13 protein-coding genes are annotated in these 24,447 nt (G+C 72.3%); 5 read left to right on the top strand and 8 right to left on the bottom strand.

All coding sequences use genetic code 11. The features are described from left to right. Positions 1-52: 52 nt before the first annotated feature. Positions 53-1,882: a sensor histidine kinase gene (locus OG223_RS51100; RefSeq protein WP_329264546.1), complete on the top strand. Its 1,830-nt coding sequence runs from the start codon at positions 53-55 to the stop codon at positions 1,880-1,882. Positions 1,883-1,941: 59 nt separating this feature from the next. Then, positions 1,942-2,601, top strand: coding sequence for a response regulator transcription factor (locus OG223_RS51105; RefSeq protein ID WP_329264548.1), 660 nt, complete (start codon positions 1,942-1,944; stop codon positions 2,599-2,601). Positions 2,602-2,643: 42 nt separating this feature from the next. Here the strand turns inward: OG223_RS51105 and OG223_RS51110 are convergent, their stop codons facing one another. Then, positions 2,644-3,006, bottom strand: coding sequence for a response regulator (locus OG223_RS51110; RefSeq protein ID WP_329264550.1), 363 nt, complete (start codon positions 3,004-3,006; stop codon positions 2,644-2,646). A 212-nt stretch (positions 3,007-3,218) separates the two neighbouring features. Here OG223_RS51110 and OG223_RS51115 point away from each other — a divergent pair, with 212 nt between their 5' ends. Together OG223_RS51115 and OG223_RS51120 are read left to right on the top strand one after the other, a co-directional pair. Next, positions 3,219-4,454, top strand: a complete 1,236-nt coding sequence (locus OG223_RS51115; RefSeq protein ID WP_329264551.1) for a hypothetical protein — start codon at positions 3,219-3,221, stop codon at positions 4,452-4,454. Between the two features lie 312 nt (positions 4,455-4,766). Continuing rightward, the gene (locus tag OG223_RS51120) at positions 4,767-8,831 is read left to right on the top strand and encodes a beta-galactosidase (RefSeq protein ID WP_329264553.1); all 4,065 of its coding nucleotides are present in this window, start codon (positions 4,767-4,769) and stop codon (positions 8,829-8,831) included. Positions 8,832-8,934: 103 nt separating this feature from the next. Here OG223_RS51120 and OG223_RS51125 read toward each other — a convergent pair whose 3' ends face one another. Next, positions 8,935-9,255 (bottom strand): hypothetical protein, encoded by a 321-nt coding sequence (locus OG223_RS51125; RefSeq protein WP_329265896.1) that lies wholly within the window; start codon positions 9,253-9,255, stop codon positions 8,935-8,937. A gap of 253 nt (positions 9,256-9,508) precedes the next feature. Here OG223_RS51125 and OG223_RS51130 point away from each other — a divergent pair, with 253 nt between their 5' ends. Further along, complete coding sequence (locus OG223_RS51130) at positions 9,509-10,300, top strand: hypothetical protein (protein WP_329264555.1); 792 nt, start codon at positions 9,509-9,511, stop codon at positions 10,298-10,300. 167 nt (positions 10,301-10,467) lie between these two features. Here the strand turns inward: OG223_RS51130 and OG223_RS51135 are convergent, their stop codons facing one another. From OG223_RS51135 to OG223_RS51160, 6 genes are all read right to left on the bottom strand, one after another. After that, positions 10,468-12,333 carry a hypothetical protein gene (locus OG223_RS51135; protein WP_329264558.1) on the bottom strand — a complete coding sequence of 622 codons (1,866 nt, stop codon included), beginning with the start codon at positions 12,331-12,333 and terminating at the stop codon, positions 10,468-10,470. Then, positions 12,330-15,848, bottom strand: a complete 3,519-nt coding sequence (locus OG223_RS51140) for a vWA domain-containing protein (protein WP_329264560.1) — start codon at positions 15,846-15,848, stop codon at positions 12,330-12,332. The genes OG223_RS51135 and OG223_RS51140 overlap by 4 nt, the downstream gene beginning before the upstream one ends. After that, complete coding sequence (locus tag OG223_RS51145; protein ID WP_329264562.1) at positions 15,845-17,005, bottom strand: ATP-binding protein; 1,161 nt, start codon at positions 17,003-17,005, stop codon at positions 15,845-15,847. The genes OG223_RS51140 and OG223_RS51145 overlap by 4 nt, the downstream gene beginning before the upstream one ends. Positions 17,006-17,084: 79 nt before the next feature. Beyond that, positions 17,085-21,977: a DNA-binding protein gene (locus OG223_RS51150; protein WP_329264564.1), complete on the bottom strand. Its 4,893-nt coding sequence runs from the start codon at positions 21,975-21,977 to the stop codon at positions 17,085-17,087. Continuing rightward, positions 21,974-22,840, bottom strand: coding sequence for a DUF4132 domain-containing protein (locus OG223_RS51155; protein ID WP_329264566.1), 867 nt, complete (start codon positions 22,838-22,840; stop codon positions 21,974-21,976). The genes OG223_RS51150 and OG223_RS51155 overlap by 4 nt, the downstream gene beginning before the upstream one ends. Positions 22,841-23,110: 270 nt before the next feature. After that, complete coding sequence (locus OG223_RS51160) at positions 23,111-24,340, bottom strand: PP2C family protein-serine/threonine phosphatase (RefSeq protein WP_329264567.1); 1,230 nt, start codon at positions 24,338-24,340, stop codon at positions 23,111-23,113. Positions 24,341-24,447 lie beyond the last annotated feature (107 nt).

Raw genomic sequence — 24,447 nt, forward strand, 5'->3', positions numbered from 1 at the left:
AGTAGTCGCGTCATTGGGGGAGGGGGCGGCTCATTTGTCTGGTGCCGCGGACGTGCGGTGGACGCCGTCGCCGTCGCCGCGGATCCGGCGGCTGTCGGCCCGGCGCGAGGCGGTGGTGCTGGCGCTGTCCGGCGCGGCGTTCGGGACGTACGTACTGATCGTGACCGCACCGGGCCGGTACGCCACCACGACCACGATCCTTTTCTCGGGAGCGGTCGGCGGGCTGTATCTGGGCGCCGGGCTGCTGGCGCGGCTGCGCCGGCCCGGCAACCGTGTCGGGCTGATGATGCTGCTGGTGGGGATCGGCTGGTTCGCGGAGGACCTGCAGATCAGCCCGGATCCGGTCGTGCACACCGTGGGCCTGCTGGTGCGTTCGGCGTCCAGCGGGTTCCTCGTCCCGCTCTTGCTGATGTTCCCGGACGGCCTGCTGAGATCGCGGACCGACCGGGTGCTGGCCGGTGCCGGATATCTGACGGCCTTCGGGCTGATGCCGGTGAGCGTGCTGTTCTCCACCTCGGTCGTGGAGAACCTGCTGCTGGTGCACCCCGTGGAGTGGCTGCGCCAGGCGACCGACGCGGTCCAGTTCGTGATGAGCGGAGCGGTGGTCGCCGTACTGCTGGTGCGCTGGACGACCGCCACACGTCCGGCCCGGCGCGTGCTCACCCCGCTCTTCGCCGTCGGTCTGGTGGGCGGTCTCGCCTCGGCGTTGGACGGGATGCTCGGGACCGGGCCCTCGTGGACCCACACGCCCCTCATCAACATCGCGCATGTGGCCGTACTTCTGCTGCCGTTGGCGTTCCTGGCCGGCGTGTGGCACGTCCGGATGGGCCGGACCGCCGTGGCCGACCTGCTCCGCCGGATGCCACTCGCCTCGCAGGAACAACTGCGGGACGCGCTCGCGAGAGCCCTCGGCGACAGCTCCGTACAGGTCGGTTTCCCCGCCCCGGACGCGGCCGGATACGTCGACAGCCAGGGCCGTACGCTCACCGCCGCGCCCGGACAGCAGGTCAGCCCACTGGAGCGGAACGGCCGACGGGTCGGTGTCCTGCTCCACGACCCGGCGCTGCGCGAGGACCGGTACGTGCTGGAGGCGGTCGTGTCGGCGGTGGCCCTGGAACTGGACAACCAGCGGCTCGCCGCCGAGGTGCGGGCGCAGTTGGCCGAGGTACGTGCGTCCCGCGCCCGCATCGTCGAGGCGGGCGACGAGCAGCGGCGGCGGATCGAGCACGACCTGCACGACGGAGCGCAGTCGAGATTCGTCACCGCGCTGGTGACGCTGCGGCTGGCCCGCCAGCAGGTGGCGAACCGGCGGGCTCCCGAACCGGGGCTTGCAGAACCAGTCGACCTGGCCGAACTGCTGGACCGTATCGCCGAGTTGATGGGCGAGGGCATAGACCAACTGCGCGACCTCGCGCACGGGATCCACCCGGCGGTCCTCAGCGAGACGGGACTGGTCGCGGCCCTGGAGATGATCGCCGCCCGGTCCCCCTGTCCGGTCCGGGTCAGTGCGACAGCGGTGCCCGAGCTGCCGCGGCCCCTCGCGGCCACCGCGTACTTCGTGGCGGCGGAAGCGGTCACCAACGCCCTGAAGCACGCCCACGCGACGAGCATCGGCATCGAGGTCCGGCACGAGGACGGCGTGCTGCGTCTCACGGTCGCGGACGACGGCGTCGGCGGTGCCGACCCGGACACCGGCACCGGGCTGCTCGGTCTTCGCGACCGGGTGGCGGTGTTCGACGGCGCGATGACGGTCACCAGCGTGCCGGGTCAAGGGACGGTCGTGGCAGCCGAGTTGGTGACCGGACGCCCCGGGCCGACAGGTTCCGAGGACACGCGCTCCGGGCGGGCGGCTCCGGCCGAGGGGGAGGACGGACGAGGATGACGGCTTCGGGAACGCCGCCGGAGTGGACATCGAAGGCAGACGCAGCGAGGACACGCCCTTTGCGCATCGTGCTCGCCGACGACGAAAGGCTGTTCCGGTCCGCGCTGGCCGCGCTGCTGGAGAGCAGAGGGCACCGGATCACCGCCCAGGTCGGCGACGGCGACGCGCTGCGCGCCGCGGTCGCCCGCACCGAACCCGACCTCGCGGTGATCGACATCAGAATGCCGCCCACGAAACGGCTGGAAGGCCTACGGGCCGCGGTGGACATCCGGCACTCCCATCCCGGCGTGGGAATTCTCCTGCTCTCCCAGAGCGTCCAGGTCACCCATCTCACCGAGCTGACGGGTTCCGGAGTCAGAGGCGTCGGCTATCTCCTCAAGGAGCGGGTGGCCGACGAACACTTCCTGGACACGGTGCGCCGCATCGCCCAGGGGGAGTGCGAGTTCGACCAGGAGGTGCTACGGCTCCTCTTCAACGGCCGTCACCGGCACGGCGGTCTGGCGAGGCTCAGCGCGCGGGAACTGGAGGTGCTGAAACTCATGGCCCAGGGACTGACCAACCCGGCCATCGCGAGCCAACTCGTGGTCAGCGTCAAGACAGTCGAGACCCACGTCGGCAGTGTCTTCAAGCGGCTCGAACTTCCCGACGAGAGCGAGGGCGAGTATCACCGGCGCGTCCTTGCCGTCCTCACGTACCTGCAGTCCGACCGATCTGTCTGACTGGTGTGTCTGGTTGATCTGTATGGCGCCGCTGCATGCGCCTCAGGATTCGGCCGTGAAGCGGGACAGCGCGGCGGCCGACAGTCGCGCCTTCGCCAGGAAACCGGCCGCCGGAGAGCAGGCGATGCGCCCGCCGAACTCGTCGGCCGCACGCACCGAACACAGCACGATCACCACGTCCGCCGCCAGCGCGTTCAGCTCCCGGGCGGCGGCGAACACGTCCTCGCCCGGGAGCCCCAGATCCAGCAGCACGAGGTCGGGCCGGTTGCCCCGGGCGATCTCCGCGACGGCGGCCGAGGCCGACGCGGCCTCCGACACGGCGTACTCGCCGTCGACCTCCAACAAGGCCCGCACGGCGGCTCGGTAGGCGGGATCGTCGTCGACGACAAGCACGCTGCGGCCCATGACCTCATGCTGGCTGATCCCCTGGGCGAGGGCATCAGGGCCAGCACTGAGAACACCGGTCTCGAGACGGGTGGTTGCCCCGAAGACCCGGTCCCGCCGCGAATTCACACTGGTCGAACAGCCCATGGGCGCGGGTGTGACCGGGTGTGCACGGCCCGGCGTACGACCCGTGGATCGGGATTCGTTGTCGGGGGGAACGTATGCGGGGTTCCATGGTGAGGCTGCTCGTGCCGGTACTGCTCGCGGCGCTGGTGGTCACCGGTTGCAAGAAGCCGGGCGGGGAGGCGTCGGGTTCCTTCAAACCCAACTTCCTGCCGGTGACGTTCACGATCGACTCGTCAGGGCGCATCAGCGTCAGCCTGGACGCGTCGATCGTCACGCCGCTGGGCGAGGTGTCGGTGTCGGGATTCCAGCAGGAGCTGGGCAACCCCAAGCCGTATCTCGTGGCGGCCATCCGGCATCTGGTAGGGGGTACGGCAGCCGACCAGAGCGCGTTCGTGGACCGGACCACGGGGCCGGTCCACGCCGCATACGCGGGATATACGGACTCCGCCAACTACAGGGAAGGGAGCGCGAGTTCGGTCTACTCCCTCTACAAGATCGCGGCGAAGGGCCGCAGCGTCCAGCCCGCCCTGAACGGACAGCCCCTCGCTCTGGCGAAGAGCGGCACGATCGTCGTCGACGCCACGCACACCAAGCCCGGCAGCGTGACCCAGGTCCAGATAGCCGACACCGAGGAACAGGACTCACCCGTGCCGTCCGGCACGGCGTCCTCCTGCGCGGGAACCGACGCCATCGGCATCACGCTCCCCGAGGTGTCCGCGGGAGCCGATGTCACCGACACCGTCGCGGAGTTGACGGCCGACTGCCTTCAGGTCCAGTACACGGCGGAGCCGGCCGACGGCGTGACGGAGGGCACCGTCGCACGGGTCGTGATCCCGACCGAGGGCTCGGCCGACGCGGTGCGGTTGCCTCCGGTCGACGAGGGTGCACCGGGGCCGGGGGACCACGTGACGGTGAGCCGGCGGTCGCCGACGACGGTGTATGTCGCGGCGACGGCGCCTGCACCGTCGCCGTCGCCTTCGCCCTCGCCGAGCAGCACCGATGATCCTTCCGAGACTCCGGCGCCAGGGACCACCCCGGTGGAGGCCGCCGCGTACGCGCCCGTGCGCACGGACCCCGGCACGGCCGGTGAACAGACCAGCCACATCGAGCCGGGAGCCCAGTACCGGGCGGTGTGCATGACGCACGGCGAGTCGGTGCAGGCCCACGGCTACACGAGTGACCTGTGGGCCGAGTTGCTCCTCAGCGCGGGCGGCACCGGCTGGGTCACGGCCACGGCGCTCACCGGCGGCCCCGACGGTCTGTCACTCCCCGACTGCCAGGGCACCGGAACTGCGACCGACACCCCGTCGCCGACGCCCTCGGACACCACGCCGACCGGCTGACGGCTGACGACCAAAGGAACCGGCCGCCCGTCCACGGTTCGTCGCCGTGGGTGAGCGGCCGGTTTCGTGTGGCGCGATCGCGGTACGTCGGCTGGTGCGACCTCTCAACTGTCTTCTCCCGCCCCATTGTGGTGCGCCCTGCACACCCTTACTGTTCGACTTTGCCTGAGTCTGTTTGATGCTGTTCGCCCAGTCGGTCTGGAGGCCGCCGTGCGGGGTAGTCGGAACGGTTCAGAGGGTGCGAGACCCGGTCGGCGTCGGTGGTGGAGGGCGGTTCTCGCGGCGACCGCGACCATCGCCCTCGCTGCGGGCATGACCGCACCGGCCACGGCGGCGCAGGACGTCGGCGAGCAGGCGTCCGCCGTCGGTCCGCAGGCGCACACCGTGACTCTCGACGGCTACTCCTTCCTCGTCGACGGCAAGCGCACCTACCTGTGGTCCGGCGAGTTCCACTACTTCCGGCTCCCGAGCCAGGACCTGTGGCGCGACATCTTCCAGAAGATGAAGGCCGCCGGCTTCAACTCGACCTCCCTGTACTTCGATTGGGGATACCACTCGCCCAAGCCGGGGGTGTACGACTTCACCGGGGTGCGGGACGTCGACAAGCTCCTCGACATGGCCCAGGAGGCCGGCCTCTACGTCATCGCCCGCCCGGCGCCGTACATCAACGCGGAGGTCGACAGCGGCGGCCTGCCCGGCTGGCTGACCACCAAGGCCGGGAACAACCGCAGCGACGACCCCCAGTTCCTGAAGTACGCGGACGAGTGGCTGACACAGATCGACCGGATCATCGCCCGCCACCAACTGACCAACGGCACCGGGTCGGTGATTGCCTATCAGGTCGAGAACGAGTACTACAACGGCTCGGCCGCCGGGCGTTCCTACATGCAGCACCTGGAGGACAAGGCCCGCGCCGACGGCATCACCGTCCCGCTGACCGGCAACAACAACGGCACCTTCAACGCCGGCACCGGCGCCCTGGACGTCGACGGCCCGGACTCCTACCCCCAGGGCTTCGACTGCTCCAACCCCTCGAAGTGGAACGGCGTCCCGGACATCAGCTACGACCATCCGGCCGGAAAACCGCTGTACTCACCGGAGTTCCAGGGCGGCGCCTTCGATCCGTGGGGCGGACCGGGCTACGACAAGTGCGCCCAGTTGATCAACGACCAGTTCGCCAACGTGTTCTACAAGCAGAACATCGCCGTGGGCGCGACCGCGCAGAGCTTCTACATGACCTACGGCGGCACCAACTGGGGCTGGCTGGGCATGCCGCAGAACTACACGTCGTACGACTACGGGGCCGCGATCCGCGAGACCCGTCAACTCGACCCGAAGTACTACGAGGACAAGCTCATCGGGTACTTCACGCAGGCCGTCGCCCCGCTGACGAAGACCGAGGCGATCAGGGCCACACCGCCGGACGACTCCGCGATCGTCGACACGGCCCGGATGAACCCCGACACCAAGACGCAGTTCCACGTCCTGCGGCACGGGAGCTCCACGTCCACGGCCGTGGACAAGACCCATATCTCGCTCGACTTCAACGCCCAGCCGTCCGCGGACACCACCTACACCTGGGACGACCCCGACTCCGCGCTCCAGTACGCCGGTTCGTGGTCGCACGTGGCCAACACGAGCTACACCGGCGGCGATTACCGGCACACGGAGTCGTTCTCGAACAAGGCCGGAGACTCGCTCACCGTCCCCTTCGACGGCACCGCGATCCGCTGGATCGGCTCGAAGACCAACAACCACGGCTACGCCGACGTCTACCTCGACGGCACCAAGACGGCCACGGTCGACGACTCCGGCAGCGAGAGCCAGGCCGTGCTCTTCCAGAAGACCGGCCTGACCCCCGGCGCGCACACCTTGAAGATCGTCGTCGCCGGGAACCACGGCTCGGGATCCACGGACAACTACGTGGCCGTCGACGCCATCGACGTGCCGACGGGCGACGCCGCCACGGATCCGACCTACCCGGTCGTACCGCAGCAGCCCGGCACCGCGATCACGCTCGACGGCCGCGACTCACACGTGATCGTGGCCAACTACCGCCTCGGCGAAGCGCAGTTGCAGTACTCGACCTCCGAGATCATGACCGACGCGACCATCGGGGACCGGGACGTCGCCGTGCTCTACGGCGACGAGGACAGCGACGGCGAGACCGTCCTGCGCTACGCCACCGAGCCCACCGTGACCGCCAACGGCGGGACGGTCGCGACCACTTGGGACCCGGCCACCGGGGACCTCCGCCTCAACTACACGCACAAGGGCCTGATCCGCATCAGCATCAGCGGCGGCGGAAAGCGCCCGCTGCTCCTGCTCGTCGGCGACAAGGCCACGGCGAAGACCTTCTGGCGCCAGGACACGGCGAGCGGCCCGGTGCTCGTGCGCGGCACCCACCTGCTGCGGACGGCGACCAGCCTGCACGGCGGCCGCACCGTGGCGCTCACCGGTGACAACGCCGACGACAAGAACATCGAGGTGTTCACCTCCGCCGCCCAAGTCACCTGGAACGGCCGGGCGTTGGGTACCCACGCCACCGACACGGGAAGCCTCACCGCAAAGATCCCGGTGGCCGCCCCGATACACCTCCCGACGCTGACCAACTGGAAGCACGCCGAGGAGTCCCCCGAAGCGGCCCCCGGTTTCGACGACACAACCTGGCAGGTGGCCGACAAGGCGACCACCAACAGCGTCTCCGGCGCCAACTCGCTGCCGGTGCTCTACGCGGACGACTACGGCTTCCACACCGGCAACACGTGGTACCGCGGCCGCTTCCGCGCCGGCGGCAAGGAGACCGGCATCCACCTGGTGTCGGACTCCGGGGGAGGCGCCCAGGCGTTCTCCGCGTGGCTCAACGGCACCTTCCTGGGCAGTTCCACCACCGGCAGCGGTGACTTCACCTTCCCGGCGGGTTCCGTGAAGTCCACGGGCGACAACGTCCTCTCCGTGCTCACCGTCAACATGGGGCACGAGGAGGACTACAACTCCACCAACGGCAACAAGACCGCACGCGGCCTGACCAGCGCCTCCCTCGTCGGCGCGCCGCTGACGTCCGTCACCTGGCGCCTCCAGGGCGTACGGGGCGGCGAGGACCTCCAGGACACGGTCCGCGGCCCGCTGTCGACGGGCGGCCTCTACGGCGAGCGGGCCGGCTGGTCCCTGCCGGGCTACCCGGACGCCGACTGGAACCGCGTTTCCCTCCCGACGACCGACACGACTCCTGGTGTCTCCTGGTACCGCACCGACGCCAAGCTCGACCTGCCGCACGGTCAGGACACGTCACTTGGGCTCACGTTCACGGACGACCCGGCCCGCAAGTACCGCGCCACGATCTTCGTGAACGGCTGGCAGGTCGGCAACTACGTCAACTACCTCGGCCCGCAGCACACTTTCCCGGTCCCCAACGGGATCCTGAACCCGAACGGCCACAACAGCATCGCCATCGCCGTGTGGAACCTCGACGGCAGCACCGGCGGCCTCGGCAAGGTCTCCCTGACCGACTACGGCAGTTACGCCTCGTCCCTGCGCGTCGCGCAGAACGACAGCCCGCGCTACGACGCCCGGACCTACGCGATGCCGAAGCGTCCGGGAGCGGATGTCACCCTGGACGTGCCGGACACCGCCCAGCCGGGGGAGGCCTTCACCGCCCGGACGACGGTGCGGGTGCCGAAGGACCGACCGTCCGCTTCCGGAGTGACGGCGTCGCTCTCCGCGCCCGACGGCTGGAGCGTGAGTGCCACGAGCCCCACGTCGGTCGAGCGCCTGCGGTCCGGCGCATCGGCCGCCTTCACCTGGAAGGTCCAGCCGCCGGCCGGGACACTGCCGTCGGCCTCGGCGCTCACCGCCACCGTGCACTACCGGCAGAACGGACGGCAGGCCGTCGGCGGTGACGAGCGCATCGTCCGCGGGATACCGCCGGCTCCACCGGCCGGGAAGAGCGATGTGAGCGCACTGTCGTTCCTGTCGTCCACCAACGGGTGGGGCCCGGTCGAACGGGACACCAGCGTCGGCGAACAGGCGGCCGGTGACGGCCGTCCGATCACCATCGCCGGCGTCGGCTACGCCAAGGGTCTTGGCACCAACTCCGTCAGCGATGTCGAGTTCTACCTCGCCGGACAGTGCTCGCGGTTGACGGCGGACGTGGGCGTCGACGACGAGACCGGCGGTGCGGGCACGGTGACCTTCTCCGTGATCGCCGACGGCAAGACCCTGCTCACCACGCCGACGATCCACGGCAAACAGGCCGCGGTGCCGATCGACGTCGACGTCAGCGGCGCCCAGGTGATCGACCTCAAGGTCGGTGACGCGGGCGACGGCAACGGCAACGACCACGGGGACTGGGGGATGCCGACGCTCACGTGTGACTGATCGGGAGTCAGGGGCGTCCGCGCGCTGTGCTCGACGTCCCTGTCCGCTCTCCCCGTCCTCCTCATGGGTCGCTTCGGGTGTGACGCGGGAGCCGTCTGTCCTCCTACGCGGTGGCCGGCCCGTCGAGGAAGCTGAGCAACACGGCGGCCTCGGCGCGGAGCCGTGCGGCTCGCTGCGTGTGCGCCGGCGCGGTCAACTGTGCCGCGACCTCCAGTCGCTCGGCGGCTTCCGCCCTCACGATCTCCACCACACTCCGCTCGCTCAGCTCACGCCGAACCGCTTCGGTGGCACCGGCGCCGACCGGCGACTGCTCAAGCGCCACACCGCGAAGCTCGGTTTCCTCCACGGGCACCGCCTCGGCGTTGTCGAGCGCGCCAAGGGTCGCCCGAAGCGCGCTGACCGCGGCCTTGTCACCGGCGCGCATCGCTTCCGGCAGGGCTCGGCGCATGCGAAGACGTACAGACATGCGAGTGACCCTATGGCCGGGCCCCTGCACTCACAACGCGATTAACAGGCCCCACCAGGCCTGCCGCGGCGAGGAGATCGACGGCGTATGGACACTGGTTCGAAGAGCAGGGCAACCGGGACCGGCTCTCATGGGTCTAGCCACCGATGACACACCATCAGGTCTCGTCGTACGGGGAGGCGGCGAACCCATCGTCCCGAGGGGGGACTTCATGCGCATGCGCCCGACCGTCGCCGTTGCTTTTCTGACGGCTGCCCTTTCCGCATCGGTGCTTCCGGCCACCGCCCACGCGGCGGACACGGCCGTTGCCGACGACACCACGTTCTCGAACGTCGTGGTCAACGGTGGCAAGGACATCGTGCTCGGCCTGACCACCAGAAAGACCATCACGATCACGTGGACGGCCCACGACCCGCAGGGCGTCGTCGCGTCCTGGGCCCACCTGTGGCACGGTCCCAACACCGACGACGCCGACGGCAACCTGCCGCTGTACCCACCGACGGGAACATGCGTGGTGTCGTCGGCCGACCCGACCACCTCCACGTGCAAGGTGAGCTTCGGTGTCGACGCGGCGCGGGACTTCGACCACAACGCCGTCGCCGGTACCTGGAATGTGCTCGCCGGGGCGCAGGACACCACCGACGAGTGGACGGAGATCGACGTCTCCGGCACGGCCAGTGTCAAGAGGGCCGCCAAGGTGACCGTCAACGCCTCGCCCGAGCCGGTGAAGAAGGGCAGGACGATCACGGTCACCGGGAAGCTGACCCGCGCCAACTGGGAGAGCGGCACCTACACCGGTTACCAGAGCCGGCCGGTCAAACTGCAGTTCCGCAAGAAGGGCAGCTCGGTCTACACCACGCTGAAGACCGTCACCAGCGGCGCCGCCGGCACGCTGAAGACCACGACCAAGGCCAAGTCCGACGGCTACTTCCGCTTCGTCTTCGCCGGTACCGCCACCACCGGACCGTCCACGGCGGCGGGTGACTTCGTCGACGTGAGGTGACGAACCGCGCCCGTGCCCGCCCGTCGGCGGTGTCGCGGGCGCTCGGGGCCGGGTCGGCGTCCATCCGGGGTGGACGCCGACCCGGCTCGGTCGTACGGAGCGCCGGACGAGTGCTCGATCCGGTTGCCTCCCTCCGACGGTCACCTTCCAGGGAATCGGTCCGGTGGTCAGACGCTGTCCGACGGTTGCCACGTGGCCCGGACCAGTGCCCGCTCGGTGCCGGTCAGGTAGACGGCGGCGGCGAGCCAGGCGCGTGCGTAGCCGTCCGGGTCGGCTTCCTCGGTGCGGCCGAAGACATCGCGGCCGCGCCGGTCCGCCTCCGAGGCGAGGGCGTGCGACAGGTCCGCGGCCGTCCGGAAACCGGCTCGCCGCAGCGTTACGACGGCCCCGGACCGGTCGCCGTCGCGCGCGGGCTCGGCGGCGGCCCGGCGCCCGCCGGACACGGCGACCTCGACCAACCGCCGCAGCCGCCACAACGGCGCCTCGGCCACCGGGTTCGGCGGGACGGAGATGAGCCCGGGCGTCTCCGGCAGGGCGTCGGCGGGCGGCAGATGAATGCCCTCGATGCGGTCGTAGCCGAGATCGGCATGGCCCAGCCACTCCGTCGGCAGACGCAGGGTCGCCGTGCTCTCGTCCGGCAGCGGACCGACGGCGAGTGGCCGGAGCGTGGCCGCGCGATCGGGGTCGAGGCGGCCGACGACGCGCAGCCGCAGCCCGGGGCGGGACGCCAGTCGGCGCAGGTTCGCGGTGTGGGCGAGGTCGGGGTGGTTGTTGGACGGCAGCAGGCGGACGAGGAGGCCGTCCGTGTCCGCCCGGCCGGGGACCGACTCCTGTGCGAGCAACTGGTGGTCGACCACTCCGACGATGACCAGATCACAGCCGATCAGCTCACCGTCCGTCCGCTCGGCCTCCTCCGGGTCGCTCACCGGAGCACTCCCGAGCCGGGCCGCGACGGCCTCGGCGAGCGGCCGGGCGAACAGGGCGGCCAGGGGGCCCGATGTCCAGGAGAGGCCCGGGACCGGCGTCGCCCGGACTCCCTTGCCGGCACCGAGACGCCCGTCCGAGGACAGCGTGGCCCCCGAGATCAGCAGCCCGCCACGGGAGAGTCCGGCATGGTCGAGACTGCCCGAACCGAGCGCGACGGTGGCCGTGGCGGCTCCGCGCGCACGGGCGACTCCGCCCGGTCTCACGTCCGCGACGCTGAACCAGCGCCCGTCGTCGGCGATGAGATGGGTGACCACGCCGCCGTACCCGGTGGCGGAGATCACCGGCTCCCGGCACACCCCGTGCACGCGCAACGAGCCTTCCGGCCGGTAGGCGCGGCGGGCCGTTCCGACCAGCGCCGGGGCCGGATCGGCTGCCGCCAACAGGCTTGTGGTGAGCAGGAGTTCACGTAGGGCGGCGACCAGGTCGGTCAGCCGGTGGCCGTCATGACGGGACCGGGCGCCCCGCACTCCACGGACCACTCGCAGCGCCGCCGCCTCGGCGCGGTGCAGCCCGGCGAGGCGCGCGGTGTGCGAGGCGCGCAGCACCTCAGCCTGTGCCACCGCGCCCGCTGCGGGCACCCCGGCGGCCAGCACCGCGGCCGCGGCTGTCCAGAGTGCGCGGGCGGCGGCCAGTTGCGCGTCCGTCGGGCCTGTCTGCGGCGATGCCGCGGCGCCTGCTCCGGGCACCCGGACGGCGGCCTGGACGGTGTCCTGCGCCGGCGACTCGACCTCCGCGTGCGCTACGGCTGTCTCCGCGTCGGCCACCGGACAGGCGCCGAGCACGGCGGCGCGGTGCAGGCACCGTGGCGCCAACAGGCAACTGCACACGGCCTGTTCGGCATCCGTGACCGCTCCGGAAGGCCCCGGAGTGAGGACGACCTCCGCGTCCTCACCGCACCGCACCCGTCGTACGGCGCCCTCGACGGTGACGGGCGCGGCCACGTACGTCTCGATCGCCGCGTCCAGCTTCTTGCGCAGGCGGGAGGTGAGGGCCTCCACGGCGGCAGCGGCCACCTCGGGTGCCACCGGGGGCAGTTGGGGGTTCATCGGGACTCTCCGCGGAGGCGTTCGCCCACCCAGCGGGCAAGGGCGAGGGGACTGAGGGCGGCGACGGGCATGCCGGCCGCGACGAGCTGCTGCGCGACGGGCACGGAGTAGCGCGGGGTACCGGTGTCGTCCAGAGCGGCGCAGCCCATCAGGTGCACCCCGGAACTCGCGAGCGCCCGTACCTCGCCCAGGAGCCCGCCCAGTGGGTAGCCCTCCTCGAAGTCGCTCACCACCACCACGAGGGTCCGGCTGGGCACGGTCACCAGGGAGCGGGCGTGGGCCAGACCGGCCGCGATGTGGGTGCCACCGCCGACCCGCACCTCCAGCAGCAGGGACAACGGGTCCTCGACCCGGTCCGTCAGATCGATCACGTCCGTCGAGAACGCCAGGAAGTGCGTGCTGAGCGTGGGCACTCCGCCCAGCACGGCCGCGGTCAGCGCCGCCCAGATCACCGAGGCCTCCATCGACCCGGACACGTCGACCACGAGGATCAGCCGCCAGTCCGCCTCCTTGCGCGAACGGGTGCTGAACACCGGCCGTTCCGGTACGACCAGGGTGCTGCCGTCGGCCCTCTTGCGGGCATGGGCCAGGTTCGCCCGCAGGGTGCGCGGCAGGTCGATCCGGCCGCCCGGACGGCGGGTCGGGCGAGGAGTGGCGAGTCCGCTCAGCGCGGGCCGCATCCGGGTGGCCAGCTCCTTGGCCAGTTCGTCGACCAGTCTGCGCACCAGTGGGCGCAGCCGGGCCAGTTGCTGCTCGGGCATCCCGCCCGCCAGCGACAGCACCGACGTCAGCAGATCGACCGAGGGACGTACGGAGTTGGGGTCCAGCTCGGCCAGCACGTCGCTGCGTCCCTGATCGGCGGCGCGTGCGAGGACCTCCTCGCGCACCTCCGCGCCGAACAGTGCCTGGAGTTCCTCGGCCCACTCGCGTGCGGTCGGGAAGGAGGCGTCCTGTCCGCCGCCGGGACCGGTGTCCCGGCCCAGGTCCGAGGAGCCTTCGCCGCGGCCCCTGCCGTACAGCTCGTCGAGCGCGTGCGCGTAACGGCGGGCGCCCGGAGGCAACTTGTCGCTCTCGCTGCCGAGGAGCAGGCGCCAGCGGTCCGTGGGCGTGAGACGGAGTACGTCGTCGATCGCCGGGTCCGGCGCCGGCACGGGGCGTGCGGTGGTGGTCCCGGGATCCGGAGCGTCGGTGGGCTGGGGTATCGGGGGCGTCGACCGCAGCGCCTCCACCGCCGTACGGCCGGCCTCGTCCGCCGCCGCCCACAGGGCCAGCAGTCGCGGGGAGGCGGCCAGGGTGAGGTCGAGACGGTCGCCCAGCTTTTCCGTGACCGTGTGCAGCAGGCGGTCGCGGCCCGCCGGAGAGAGCGTGTCGAAGCCTCCGCGCAGGGCGGGCAGTCGGTCGAGGAACGCCTGGTCGGTGAGCGTGTCGACCCGGTCGAGCAGGGGGTCGAGCGCGGTCGGCGCCGACTGGAGCAGGGGTGCGGCCCCGGTGAGCAGTCCGGCGAGTCTGCGGGCCAGCGCGTGCCGTGCGTCGGGGCCGGTGGCGGCATCGATCCAACCGGCGGCCCGTGCGCCGAGCGTGTCGGCGTCGTCCAGGTCGAGCAGGACCCGGCAGGCGAGCGCGGCCCCCTGGACGAGGGGCGAGCCGGTGCGCGCGAGGCCGCCGAGGGCCTCGTCCATGCGCAGTCCCAGGCGGTGTTCACCGGCGCGTGCGGCCAGGGCGACGAGCGCGGCCGCCTCCCCCGCGTCGTCGCTTCCCGCCAGACCCGGCAGCGACCTGACCGCCGACTCCAGAAGATCGGCGGCGAGCACGCCCGCCGCCCGGCCGGTTTCGGGCGTGGCGCCGGGCAGATGGCCCCGGCGCAGTGCCTCCAGCAGATCCAGGCCGGTGAGGATCTCGGGGAGCGTCGCGGAGGCGGGCAGCACCTCGGCGGCCTCGGCCAACCGCTGGGCGACCAGGGCGGGCAGATCGCAGCGGGCGGCGTCCCGAAGTCCCGTCAGGACAAGGGCACTTGTGGGGCCGCCCTCCGCCGACTCCCTGCGGAAGACTTCCCGCAGCGTTCCCTCGGCAGCCAGCGCGGCGGTCACGCCCCGCACCCCGGCCAGGTCCAGCCGGACGGGCACGGAGGGCACCCACGCCAGCCGCCACCGGGTGGTGAGTGCGGCGGCGTCGCCCGTACCGGCCACCTCCACCGGCTCGCCGTATCCCACCCCGCACACGTCGAGCCGCCGGAGGAGGATCTCGCGTCGGTTGTCGAGGGCCGAACGGAGGGGGTCCAGGCGCAGCTCACGCCGATCGGGATCGTCCGGACCGGGCAGCCGCAGCTCGGCGAGTTCGGCCTCGACGGAAAGGCCGAGCCCGGAGCGTGGGGTGCCCGGCGCGACCCGGCCGCGATCGGTACCCACCAGAACCACTTCCAGGGCCCGGGCGAGAGCACGGCCCCGGCCGAGCGGCTCGCCCTGCCCCATCACGGACGTCAGGGCCTCCAGCACCTCGCCCCGGCCCGGTGCGGGGAGCCCGCGCAGCCGGGCGAGGTCGCAGGCCACGCGCAGCGTCTCGCGGGCCTCGCCCGTCCCGGCGGTGTGCCCGGCCGCGCGCAACTCCCGGCACACGCCCGTGATGGCTCGCGCGGCGGCGTCGTACAGGAGCTCGGGGTCGCCCGCCGCGCCGAACACCGCCTGCTGCCAGCGCGGGTCGCGGATCCCGGCCGGGTAGCCGGAGCGGGAGTCGAGCAGATCGAACGCGTACGGGACCAGGGAGGTGGTGACGGGAGAGGGCTCCCCAGGGAACACCGGTGCTGTCCCCTCCACCTCTGTGCTGTCGGCCAGCGCCGAGGCGTGGAAGGCGCCGATCACCGCCGCGACCCGGCGTCCGCCGGCCGCCGCGAGGGCGATCGTCTCCCGCATGTGCGCCTCGCGCGCCAGGTCCACCGCGGGTACGCCGCCCGACGACTCGGCGTCCTGTCGCAGCGCCCAGCCGACGCCGAGGGCGGCCCGGCGGAGCGACTCGGGGGTGCAGCCGGGGGCGAGAACCTCCACGCTGCGGTCCCACAGGTCGTCCCCGTCGCGGCCCGTCCCGGCCGCGGTGAGCGCCTGCGCGAAGGAGACCGGCGCCGGGCGGTCGGCCGCCTCGGCGCGTAGGGGTGCCTCCGCGTGCCAGCGGGCATCGGCCATCGGCAGATCGCAGCAGACGACCTGCGCTCCCCGCTCCCGCGCCCAGCGGACCGCGGCGAGTTCGGGGGAGAAGTCGGCGAACGGGTAGAAGCCGAGCCGTCCGTCCTGACCGGCGCCCGCGAGTGCGACCGGTGCGACGGTCCCGGGTGCGCCGAGATGGGTCAGCCACGGCTGGAAGTCCGTCGGCAGTTCCACGCAGACGACCTCGGCGCCGGCCGCGTCCAGCAGCGCGGGCACGGCGGCGGCGAGCGCCGGGCTGTGGTGGCGTACACCCAGCAGGTACGGCGCCACGGAGTCGGCCAGGGCGTCGAGCGCCGTCCTGGGGTCCTGAGCGGTCGTCACCGAAGGTTCTCCCGCAGGTCCCAGAGGCGGCGCCAGGTCGCGGAGCCGTCCTCGGCGCGGCGGCGCACCGGACCGTCCCAGTAACCCAACAGGCGTGCGTGGTCGGTGGGATCGTCCTTGCGGACCACGCCCAGCAAATGACCGGGCACCAGGTCGAGGGTGTCGCCGACGGGGAGATAAGCGGTGGCCACCCCGAGGGACACGGCGACCTGCACCGCTTCCGCCGTGGACATCACCGTGCCGGGACGCTCCACGTCCCAGCCCTCGGCCGAGCGGCCGGCCCGCAGGTCACGGAAGACGGTCACCAGGACGTCGAGCACCGCGTCGTCGACGGCGAAGGCCGCGCCCGCCCGCTCGACGGCCGCGGTGGCCTGTCGTTTGACGAGCGCGGTCTCGGCGTCGACGTCCGCGATGGGGTGCACCGTCTCGAAGTTGAAGCGGCGTTTGAGTGCGGCGGACATCTCCGACACGCCACGGTCGCGGAGGTTGGCGGTGGCGATGACGGTGAAGCCGGGGGCTGAGGCGACCTGCGCTGCGTCCGTGCCGGACAGCTCGGGCACGCTCATCCGGCGGTCGGAGAGGATCGACACCAGCGCGTCCTGCACCTCGGGCAGGCAGCGGGTGATCTCCTCGACGCGCGCCACCCGTCCGGAGCGCATCGCGGCGAGCACGGGCGAGTCCACCAGCGCCTGGGGAGTGGGTCCTTGGGCGAGGAGGAGGGCGTAGTTCCAGCCGTAGCGCAGGGCGTCCTCGGTGGTGCCCGCGGTGCCCTGCACGGTCAGGGCGCTGGTGCCGCAGACGGCCGCCGCGAGCAGCTCCGAGAGCATCGACTTGGCCGTGCCCGGCTCACCGACCAGCAGCAGTCCGCGTTCCCCGGCGAGCGTGACCACGCACCGCTCGACCAGGGCGCGTTCACCGACGAACTTGGGGGCTATGACGAGTTCGCGGGGCAGTGTCTCGTGCGGCTTGGCCAGCTTGAGGGCTTCGCCGGCGCTGCCGCACACGAAGGTGATGACGGATCGGGGTGTCAGCAGCCAGCCGGGCGGGCGCGGGCCGTCGTCGTGGGCGGCGAGGAAGGCGAGTTCGGTGGCGTGGCGCTCTTCGGCGGGCAGCGTCTGCCGGTCGGGCAGGGCCGTCGCCGTGTCGGTCGGGGTCATGAAAGTCCTTGCTGGGTAGGTCTGTTGGTCGTTGGTGAGGGGGGCGTCGGTGAAGTCCGACGCCCCGGTACGGCGTCCGTCAGCGGCGGCGCCCCCGGCGCACCTTCAGCTCCTCGAACCGGGGAGCGTCGCCCTCCCGGACCCGCTGCCAGGCTCTGCGGTAGAGGTCCGCGACCGGTTCGGTCGGCACGATCACGCCGAAGGACGCACGATCGCCGTCGACGATGTCGAACAGCGGCAGCTTCCAGCGCTCCAGGGGAACGCGCGGAGCCGGCTGTTCGGCCCAGCCGCCGGGCAGGAAGAGCGAGCGCCCGGCCCTGGTCCGGGTGGCCCCGACCACCAGGTCGGTGGCGGCCAGCTCGGCGCGGGCCGCCTTGAGACGGGCCGGCTTCCATCCCGTCCACCGGGCCGTCGTGCGGTCGGTCGGGTCGGGCATGGCGAGCAGCATCAGATACAGCGTGGCCGCGTCCTCGCCGAGGCCGTACTCCTTGGCCGCCTCGGTGACCAGGTCGGGCACGGAGCGGCCCGGGTCCTGCGGCCACCATGTGCAGTCCTTGTCGCACTCGCCCGCCATCGGCTCACCGGGGTCGGCGAGGAGGGCCGCGAAACGGGAGTCGCGGACCAGGCGCAGGGCGATCTCGGCCGGGTACGGCTGGTCGCCCACGCGGGTCGCGGGCAGGTAGGGGTCCTGTCCGGCCTCGTCGAGGAGGTCGACGCGGATGCCGGGGGCGGGCTGGTCGTCGTGGGTGGCGAGGACGACGGCGCCGTAGCGCTCGAAACCCGGACCGGTCTCGGTGGGCGTGCCCGCGGTCTTCCGGAACGCGGGGAGGCTGATGTACTGGCCGAGGTCGAGCATGAGCCCCGGGGCGGCGAGGCGTTGGCGCAGAGCGGTGAGCACGGGCGGCAGCGCGGCCCGGATCGGGTCGCCGGCGGGCAGCCGGTGGGCGAGCCAGGCGGCGAGGCCGACCGAGCCGACCAGGGTCTGCGTGCTGAACCCGGCCGTGTCGTTGCCGACCGGCCGCACCCGGTCGCCGTTGACCTCCCACCGCAGGTCCCGGCTGAGCTCCGGGGCACGGGCCGGGTCCAGCAGCGCGGCCAGCGCCTCCCGTACCGGCCACGGCGCGTGCTTGAGGGCGCGGATGGCGTCGCTGAGCAGGTCCTCGGGTATCGCGGGACGCCGGCCGAGCCTGTCGTTCCAGACGGCGGCGGCCGTCGCCACGTCCGGGCCCTCGGTCCACAGCCGGACCGGGTCTGCGGGCACCAGAGCGGCCACGACCGCCGCGCGGACGGCGCTGTCGATGCCACGGAGTTCGTCCTTGGCGACCGCCGCCGGGGCGACCTTCACCCCGATGAGGGCGCGCGCCTCGGTGCTGAGGAAGGTCCGCTCGTAGGCGTCGACTCCCGGCAGTCCGGCGACCACGAGCCGGGCCATGGTCTCGGTGACGCCGGTGAGCCGGGCGAACTCCTCGGCGGCGTCCGGGAACCACGGTGCCGGACCGCGCTCGGCGAGTGCGGCGAGGAAGGCACCGAGCCGGCCCGCGTGTCCGTCCTCGCCGATCGGGTCACAGGCCAGGACCTTGTACGGCTCCGGAGCGGCGAACCGTCCCGCCGGATCGTGGAACAGACCGGTGAAGTCGCAGCCGTCGTCGTCCCGGGACCCGTGTTCGGTCACCGCGACGAAGGCGCCGTCCGCCAGCGGCAGCAGGCCGTTCCAGGAACCCTCCCGCCAGTCGCCCGAGGCCGGCCGCAGCCGGTGCGCGTCCAGGTGCAGGGTCACCGTGCGCCAGCGAGCGGGCACTCCGGACTGTCCCAGCCCCAACTGCTCGAATCCGGCGAGCAGTTGCCGCAGTGCCTCGCGGTGCTCGTCGGCGGTGGTGCCGGCTGCCGCCCGGTGGGCGAGGGCCGTCATCCGCCCGATCAGGGTGCGCAACTCCGGCTGCCCGGCGGGCAGTTCGGGTCCGTCGAGGTGGAGCCGGCCATCGGACGGTTCCGCTGCGGCGCCGGCGGCACGGGTCAGCACCCGCAGGGCGCGGAAGACGGTGTCGGACTGGTCGTCACGGCTCCACCAGTAGCCGTTCGACGCACCGAGACCGCTCATCGCGTCGCGCAGGAGACTGTCCGTGGGACCGGCCGGACCCTCGTCCTCCACGCCGCCCTCCAGGGCCAGGGTGAGCCGGGTCGCCGCCGCGTCCAGGACCGCCTGCTGGGCCGCCGCGTACCGCACGACCCCGGCGATGCCCGCGAGCAGGGCGGGGTGGGTGACGGACAGCAGCGCGCGGATCGCGGTAGGCAGCGCCTCCGGTTCCTGGTCGGTTGCGGCCGACAGCAGGGCGGCGGTGGTGTCCCGGTCGATCCGCCGCAGTCCTGTGGAGCCTTCCGGGTCGCGCGGGGTCAGGCACTCCCAGTACTGCACCGGCGGCAGCAGCAGGGAGCCCTCGCCGAAGACGCCCGCCGTACGGTCGGTCTTCGCCCAGGCGGTGACGACGCCGTCCGCGTCGACCAGGTCGAGCTGCCAGCCGTTGTGCACGACGGCGGTGGGCCGCTCGGCGCCCGGGAACATCACCAGCGTGCACGGCCGGCCCGAGTCGGAGGGCAGCGTGAGGGTGTGTCCGGCGAGATCCTCGACACGCGTGGAGCCGTCGGGGAGTTCCAGCCTGCGCAGGCCGACCAGACCGTCGACGGGCGCACAGGCCGGGGCGGCGCCGGTCGTGGGGGAGGGGCGCAGCCGACCCCCGGCGAAGGTGCTGCCCGCGGGGGCGTCACGCAGCGCGTCGGCGAGGAAGGCGGGCCGGCTCATGCGTCCGCGCTCGTCGGTGGCCGGGTCGTACTCGTACCAGCCGTGCGCCTCCCGGTCCTCGGAATCCGCCTGCCAGACCCAATAGGCGGAGCCGTCGAAGAGCAGCGGACGCTCCTCGGGCACGGTGGTGTCCCCGGCGTGCAGCACACCGCGGCCGGTGGTCCGGCCGCCGCCCGGCAGCGGCAGGGAGATGGGGAAGTTGCCCTTGTACCAGTCCATTTCGGTGCCGCGGGTACCGCGCGGGCCTTCGAGCTTCTCGACCCGGTCGGCGCGGGTGTGCCAGTAGCCGCGCAGGCCGTCGTTGCGGCTGTTCCAGTAGACGAGGAGTTCGCCGTCGACGTGGTGGAAGCCGGGGTCGCCGTACCGGTCGTCCTTGGGGACGCGCAGGTCGTGGGTGAGCAGGGTGCCCTCGGCGCCGATCACGCGGGCCTGGGCCTCGCCGGCCACCACGAGGTGGGGCCAGGCGTCGGCGACGACCAGGTCCTCCACCCGGCTCTTCGGTACGAGGGAGGCCGCCGCGTCCTCCCAGGCGGGCCAGCCGAGTTCGTCGAAGAGGCCGGCGCGCAGGGTGCGCGCCAGCACGGGGGCGAGGTCGGTGGCGACCGCCGCGCGTACGTCCGCCTCGGCCAGCGCGAGCGCCTCGGAGGGCAGCCACTTCAGGCGGGACAGCGCGTCGGGCAACTGGGGCAGACCGACCGCGGTGAACCGCTCCACGACCGTACGCACCCACTGGGCCAGCAGCGGACGGCAGCCGGGCGACTGCGCCAACAGCCGGATGGCCCGCAGGCCTTGCTCGTCATTGCTGAACCGGTCCGCGCCCTTCAGGAAGGCGTCGTGGAACCGGGCGTCGGCGCCCAGGAACAGCAGGTCCCGGTGCCCCTCGCCCAGGGCCCACTGCTCCAGCGGCAGACCGTCGTTCCGCTCCGGAGCGGCCACCGCAATGTCCAGGGACAGCAGCAGATCGATCAGATCGATGTCGTGCGTGACCTTCAACGCGCCGCCGGACGCGGCGAGTTCGGCCCGCAGTCGGTCCACCGCCCGCTCCACGAGCGGGTACAGCTCCGGCATCCGGGTCGAGCCGCGCCAGGACCGGGCCCGCTCCCGGAACGTCAGGAAGCGCTCCAGCCAGCCCGCCGTGCCGTCCCGCGGCCGCTCCTCCTCCGGCAGGGCGGCGTCCCACAGCCCCGCCGTGGCACCGGAGTCCTCGAGCACCTGGAGCCACAGCGCGGGCATCTCGTCGTCGGAGCCCGCCGGCAGCATGTCCAGCAGGGTGCCGCGCACCTGCCGGTCCCGCGTGGCCAGGGCCACCAGCGCCGCACGGTGGCCCTTCCACCAGCCGGCCGCCGCACGCAGGGTGGCCGGCAGACCGAGCAGTTCGGACAGGTAGTCCTGCTCGGCGAGGTCGGCGTCCTGTCCCGCGGCCCGGGCCAGCTTGCGCAGGTCGCCCGCCATCTGCGCGGACGGCGGCAGACCGCCCGCCGTACGGCGCAGACACAGCCGTGTGAAGCGCCGCAGCGCCTCCTCGGCCGGCACCCGGGCGCCCAACTCCTTGCCGTAGGAGGACAGCACCTTCACCGGCAGCGCGCCCGCGAGCGCGAACTCCAGGAACACCGCGTCCAGGCGGTCTTCCTCGATGACCAGCCCGTGCTCCGCCTCGGCCTTGCGGGCCCGGGTGAACAACTGGGCCGCGTAGGTGGCGTTCTCCTCGGCGAGGAACACCCGGCCCGCCTGCTCGTAGAACGTCGGCAGGAAGTGCGGGACGGAGGCTGCCAGTCGCGCGCCGAGTTCCACGTAGGCGTCCAGGGCGGCCTTGGGCCGGGACTTCACCTGCCGGGCCGCCCGCTCCAGGTCCGGCACGACACCGAGCGCGTGATGTCCGTCCTCGGGGTGGTGCACCAGCACCCACTCCGGGAAGCCCAGCGACTGTCGCAACCCCAGCCCCACCACGGCCGGTTCGGCGGCCTGCTCCAGGCCGAGGAAACCGGCGGCGAGGTCCTCCGCCGCGCCCAGTTCACCCGCGACCAGCCGCACCACCACCCGGTCGTCGAGCCCCGGATGGCGATAGGCGCGCGCAGTCAGCGGCACCGCCCGCTCACCGGCCCCCTCCGCGTCCGGCGGCAGCACCGCGCCCGCCGCGAGCATGTCCTCGTACGACACCTGCGTCCCCCCGCTCATGCGTTCTTGCCTTCCTCGATGTCACGCCCGGCGTACAGCGCCGCCGCCATCCGCATCCCCTCGGACCAGGCCACCGGGCCCACCTCGCGCAACGGCAGGGCGCGGCCGTCCTGGTCCTGCCAACTGAGGCCACCGGTCTCCACCGTGTCCTCCCAGTACGGCTCCCCGATCCACACGGAGGCTTCGACGGTGCGCCCGCCGTCGCGCACCCGGGCCGTGGAATAGCCGCCGGAGACGCGGTAGCCCAGCGAGCTGGCACGTGCCGCGAGGGCGAAGCGGGAACGGAACGAACCGCCGGCGAACTCCCGTACCTCGGTCGCCTTGGGGGCGAGTTCGTCGGGGCGCCGCCAGGTGGCCCGGTGGATCTGCTCGACGCGCTGGCCGATGCCCAACTCCGCCGCGAACTCCCGGATGTCGTCGAGGTCCGGCAGCAGCACCGGGTGCGGCAGGGTCACCGTGCGCGGGGACAGCCGTACCGTCTCGCCGTCGAGGTTCACCACCCGCAGCTCGCCGTCCTCGGTGGTGCCCCGGAGGAAACCGACCTCGTCGGGGTCGTCGCCGACCACGGCCAGGTCGCGCAGGGCCGACTGCCAGGCCTCGTCCGGCCACACGCGGACCAGCAGGCCGGTGGGGACGGGCAGCGACGACACCATCCAGGCGTCGACCTGTGCGACGCATCCCGCGGCGTGCCGATCCAGCCATTCGGCGAACCGCCGCAGCCGGTCCACCTCCGGGTGGTCCTTGAGCGCGCGCGGCAGGGACTTCAACTGCCGCCCCGCTGCCCGGCCCCCGGTGGCTCGAGCCGCCACCCGCCCCTCCACCAGGGCGACTTCATACCCGTCACCCGCCGACAGCCAACCCACGATGCCCCCGCCTCCACATCAACACAGCCAGAAGAAAGCACAGTTCAGCCGGGATGCCCCGACATCTGTGCGACGACAAGTGGAACGTTAGCGGCGATCACTGACAATCGGCCGGGGAAGCTGTGGACAGGCTGAGACGGGCACCTCCCAAACCGGCGAACGGGGCGCCTCTCCACGCTCGTTGGCCGCACTCGCACAGGGCCGGCGGGCGGTTCGCCGGGCCACGAGTTCAGGCCAAACGTACGGCCCCTGCCCGGATCGGACGTGCCGTCAAAGACGCAGGACGATCAGGGCCGTGTCGTCGGTATTGCCCTCGGCGGGGAGCAGATCGGCGAGCAGGGCGTCGGCCAGGGACTCGGGCTCCGCGTCTCGGTGGAGGGCGAGGGAGTCGGCGAGGCGGGCGAGGCCGCGGTCGATGTCCTCCGTACGACGCTCGATCAGTCCGTCGGTGTACAGCACGAGGGTGGCGCCCTCGGCGAAGGGAACCCTCGTCTCCACCCGGCCGACATGCTCGGGTCTGGCGCCCAGGGGCGGGTCGGTGGCCTGGTCGAGGAAGGTCACCGTGCCGTCGGGGGCGAGCAGGGCAGGGGGCGGATGGCCCGCACAGCTATAGGTGATGGCGTGGTCGTCCCAGTCGATGAACGTCGTCACCGCGGTGGCCGACTCGGCGCCCTCGACGAAGCGCGAGTACAGACCGAGGGCCTCGAGGGCGGAGCCCGGTCCGTCTGCGACCCGGCAGGCCGCGCTCAGGGCGCTGCGCAGTTGGCCCATGGCGCAGGCGGCCTGCAGACCGTGCCCGACGACGTCACCGACGGCGACCGCCATGCCGCCGTCGGGCAGGTCGACCAGGTCGTACCAGTCGCCGCAGACGTTCAGGGCACCCACGGCGGGCCGGTAGCGGACGGCCGCCCGGTGGTGGCCGACCGGGCGCGGCGGGGGCAGCATCGCCGCCTGGAGGGTCAGGGCCACTTCGCGCTCATGGGCGTGGGCCCTGCGCAGGCGTTCGTTGACCTCCTGCAGCTCGCGGGCCCGGGTGTACAGCTCGGCTTCCAGCACTCGGGCTCGTTTGTCGTCGGCACGGCCGCCGAAGGCCCGGACGAACTCGGTGACCTCCTCGACCCGGTGGACGATCAGCGTCACCTTGCCGTCCTGGCCGCGGACGGGCGCGTTGACCGGGCTCCAGAAGTGCTCCACCCAGCGGCCTGATCCCTGGGGGTCCTCGATGTCGTAGCGGAGCAGGGCCATGGTGTCGCGCTCGCCGGTGGTCGCCGCGCGCAGCATCGACTCCCGGGTCTCGCGCATGCCGGCCGCCGCCGGGTCCTTGGGGTTCTCGGGGAAGACGTCGAAGATGTAGCGGCCGATCAGTTCCTCGCGCTTACGTCCCGACAGGCGTTCGAAGTCCTCGTTGGCATCGAGGTAGACGAGCTCGGGGGTGAGCAGCGCCACCATGCCGGGCAGGGCGCGGAAAATCTCCGCGTAGTCGATCTCCGGATCCTGCATGGCCTGCCCGTTCGACGCCGAGGGTCACTGTGTCGTTCCACGATAGGAGGGATCTGGCCATGAAGCCCGGAAACGGCTGTTTTCGGGTCGATGAGCAGTGGCGATGC

The organism is Streptomyces sp. NBC_01478 (assembly GCF_036227225.1).
GTDB lineage: Bacteria > Actinomycetota > Actinomycetes > Streptomycetales > Streptomycetaceae > Streptomyces.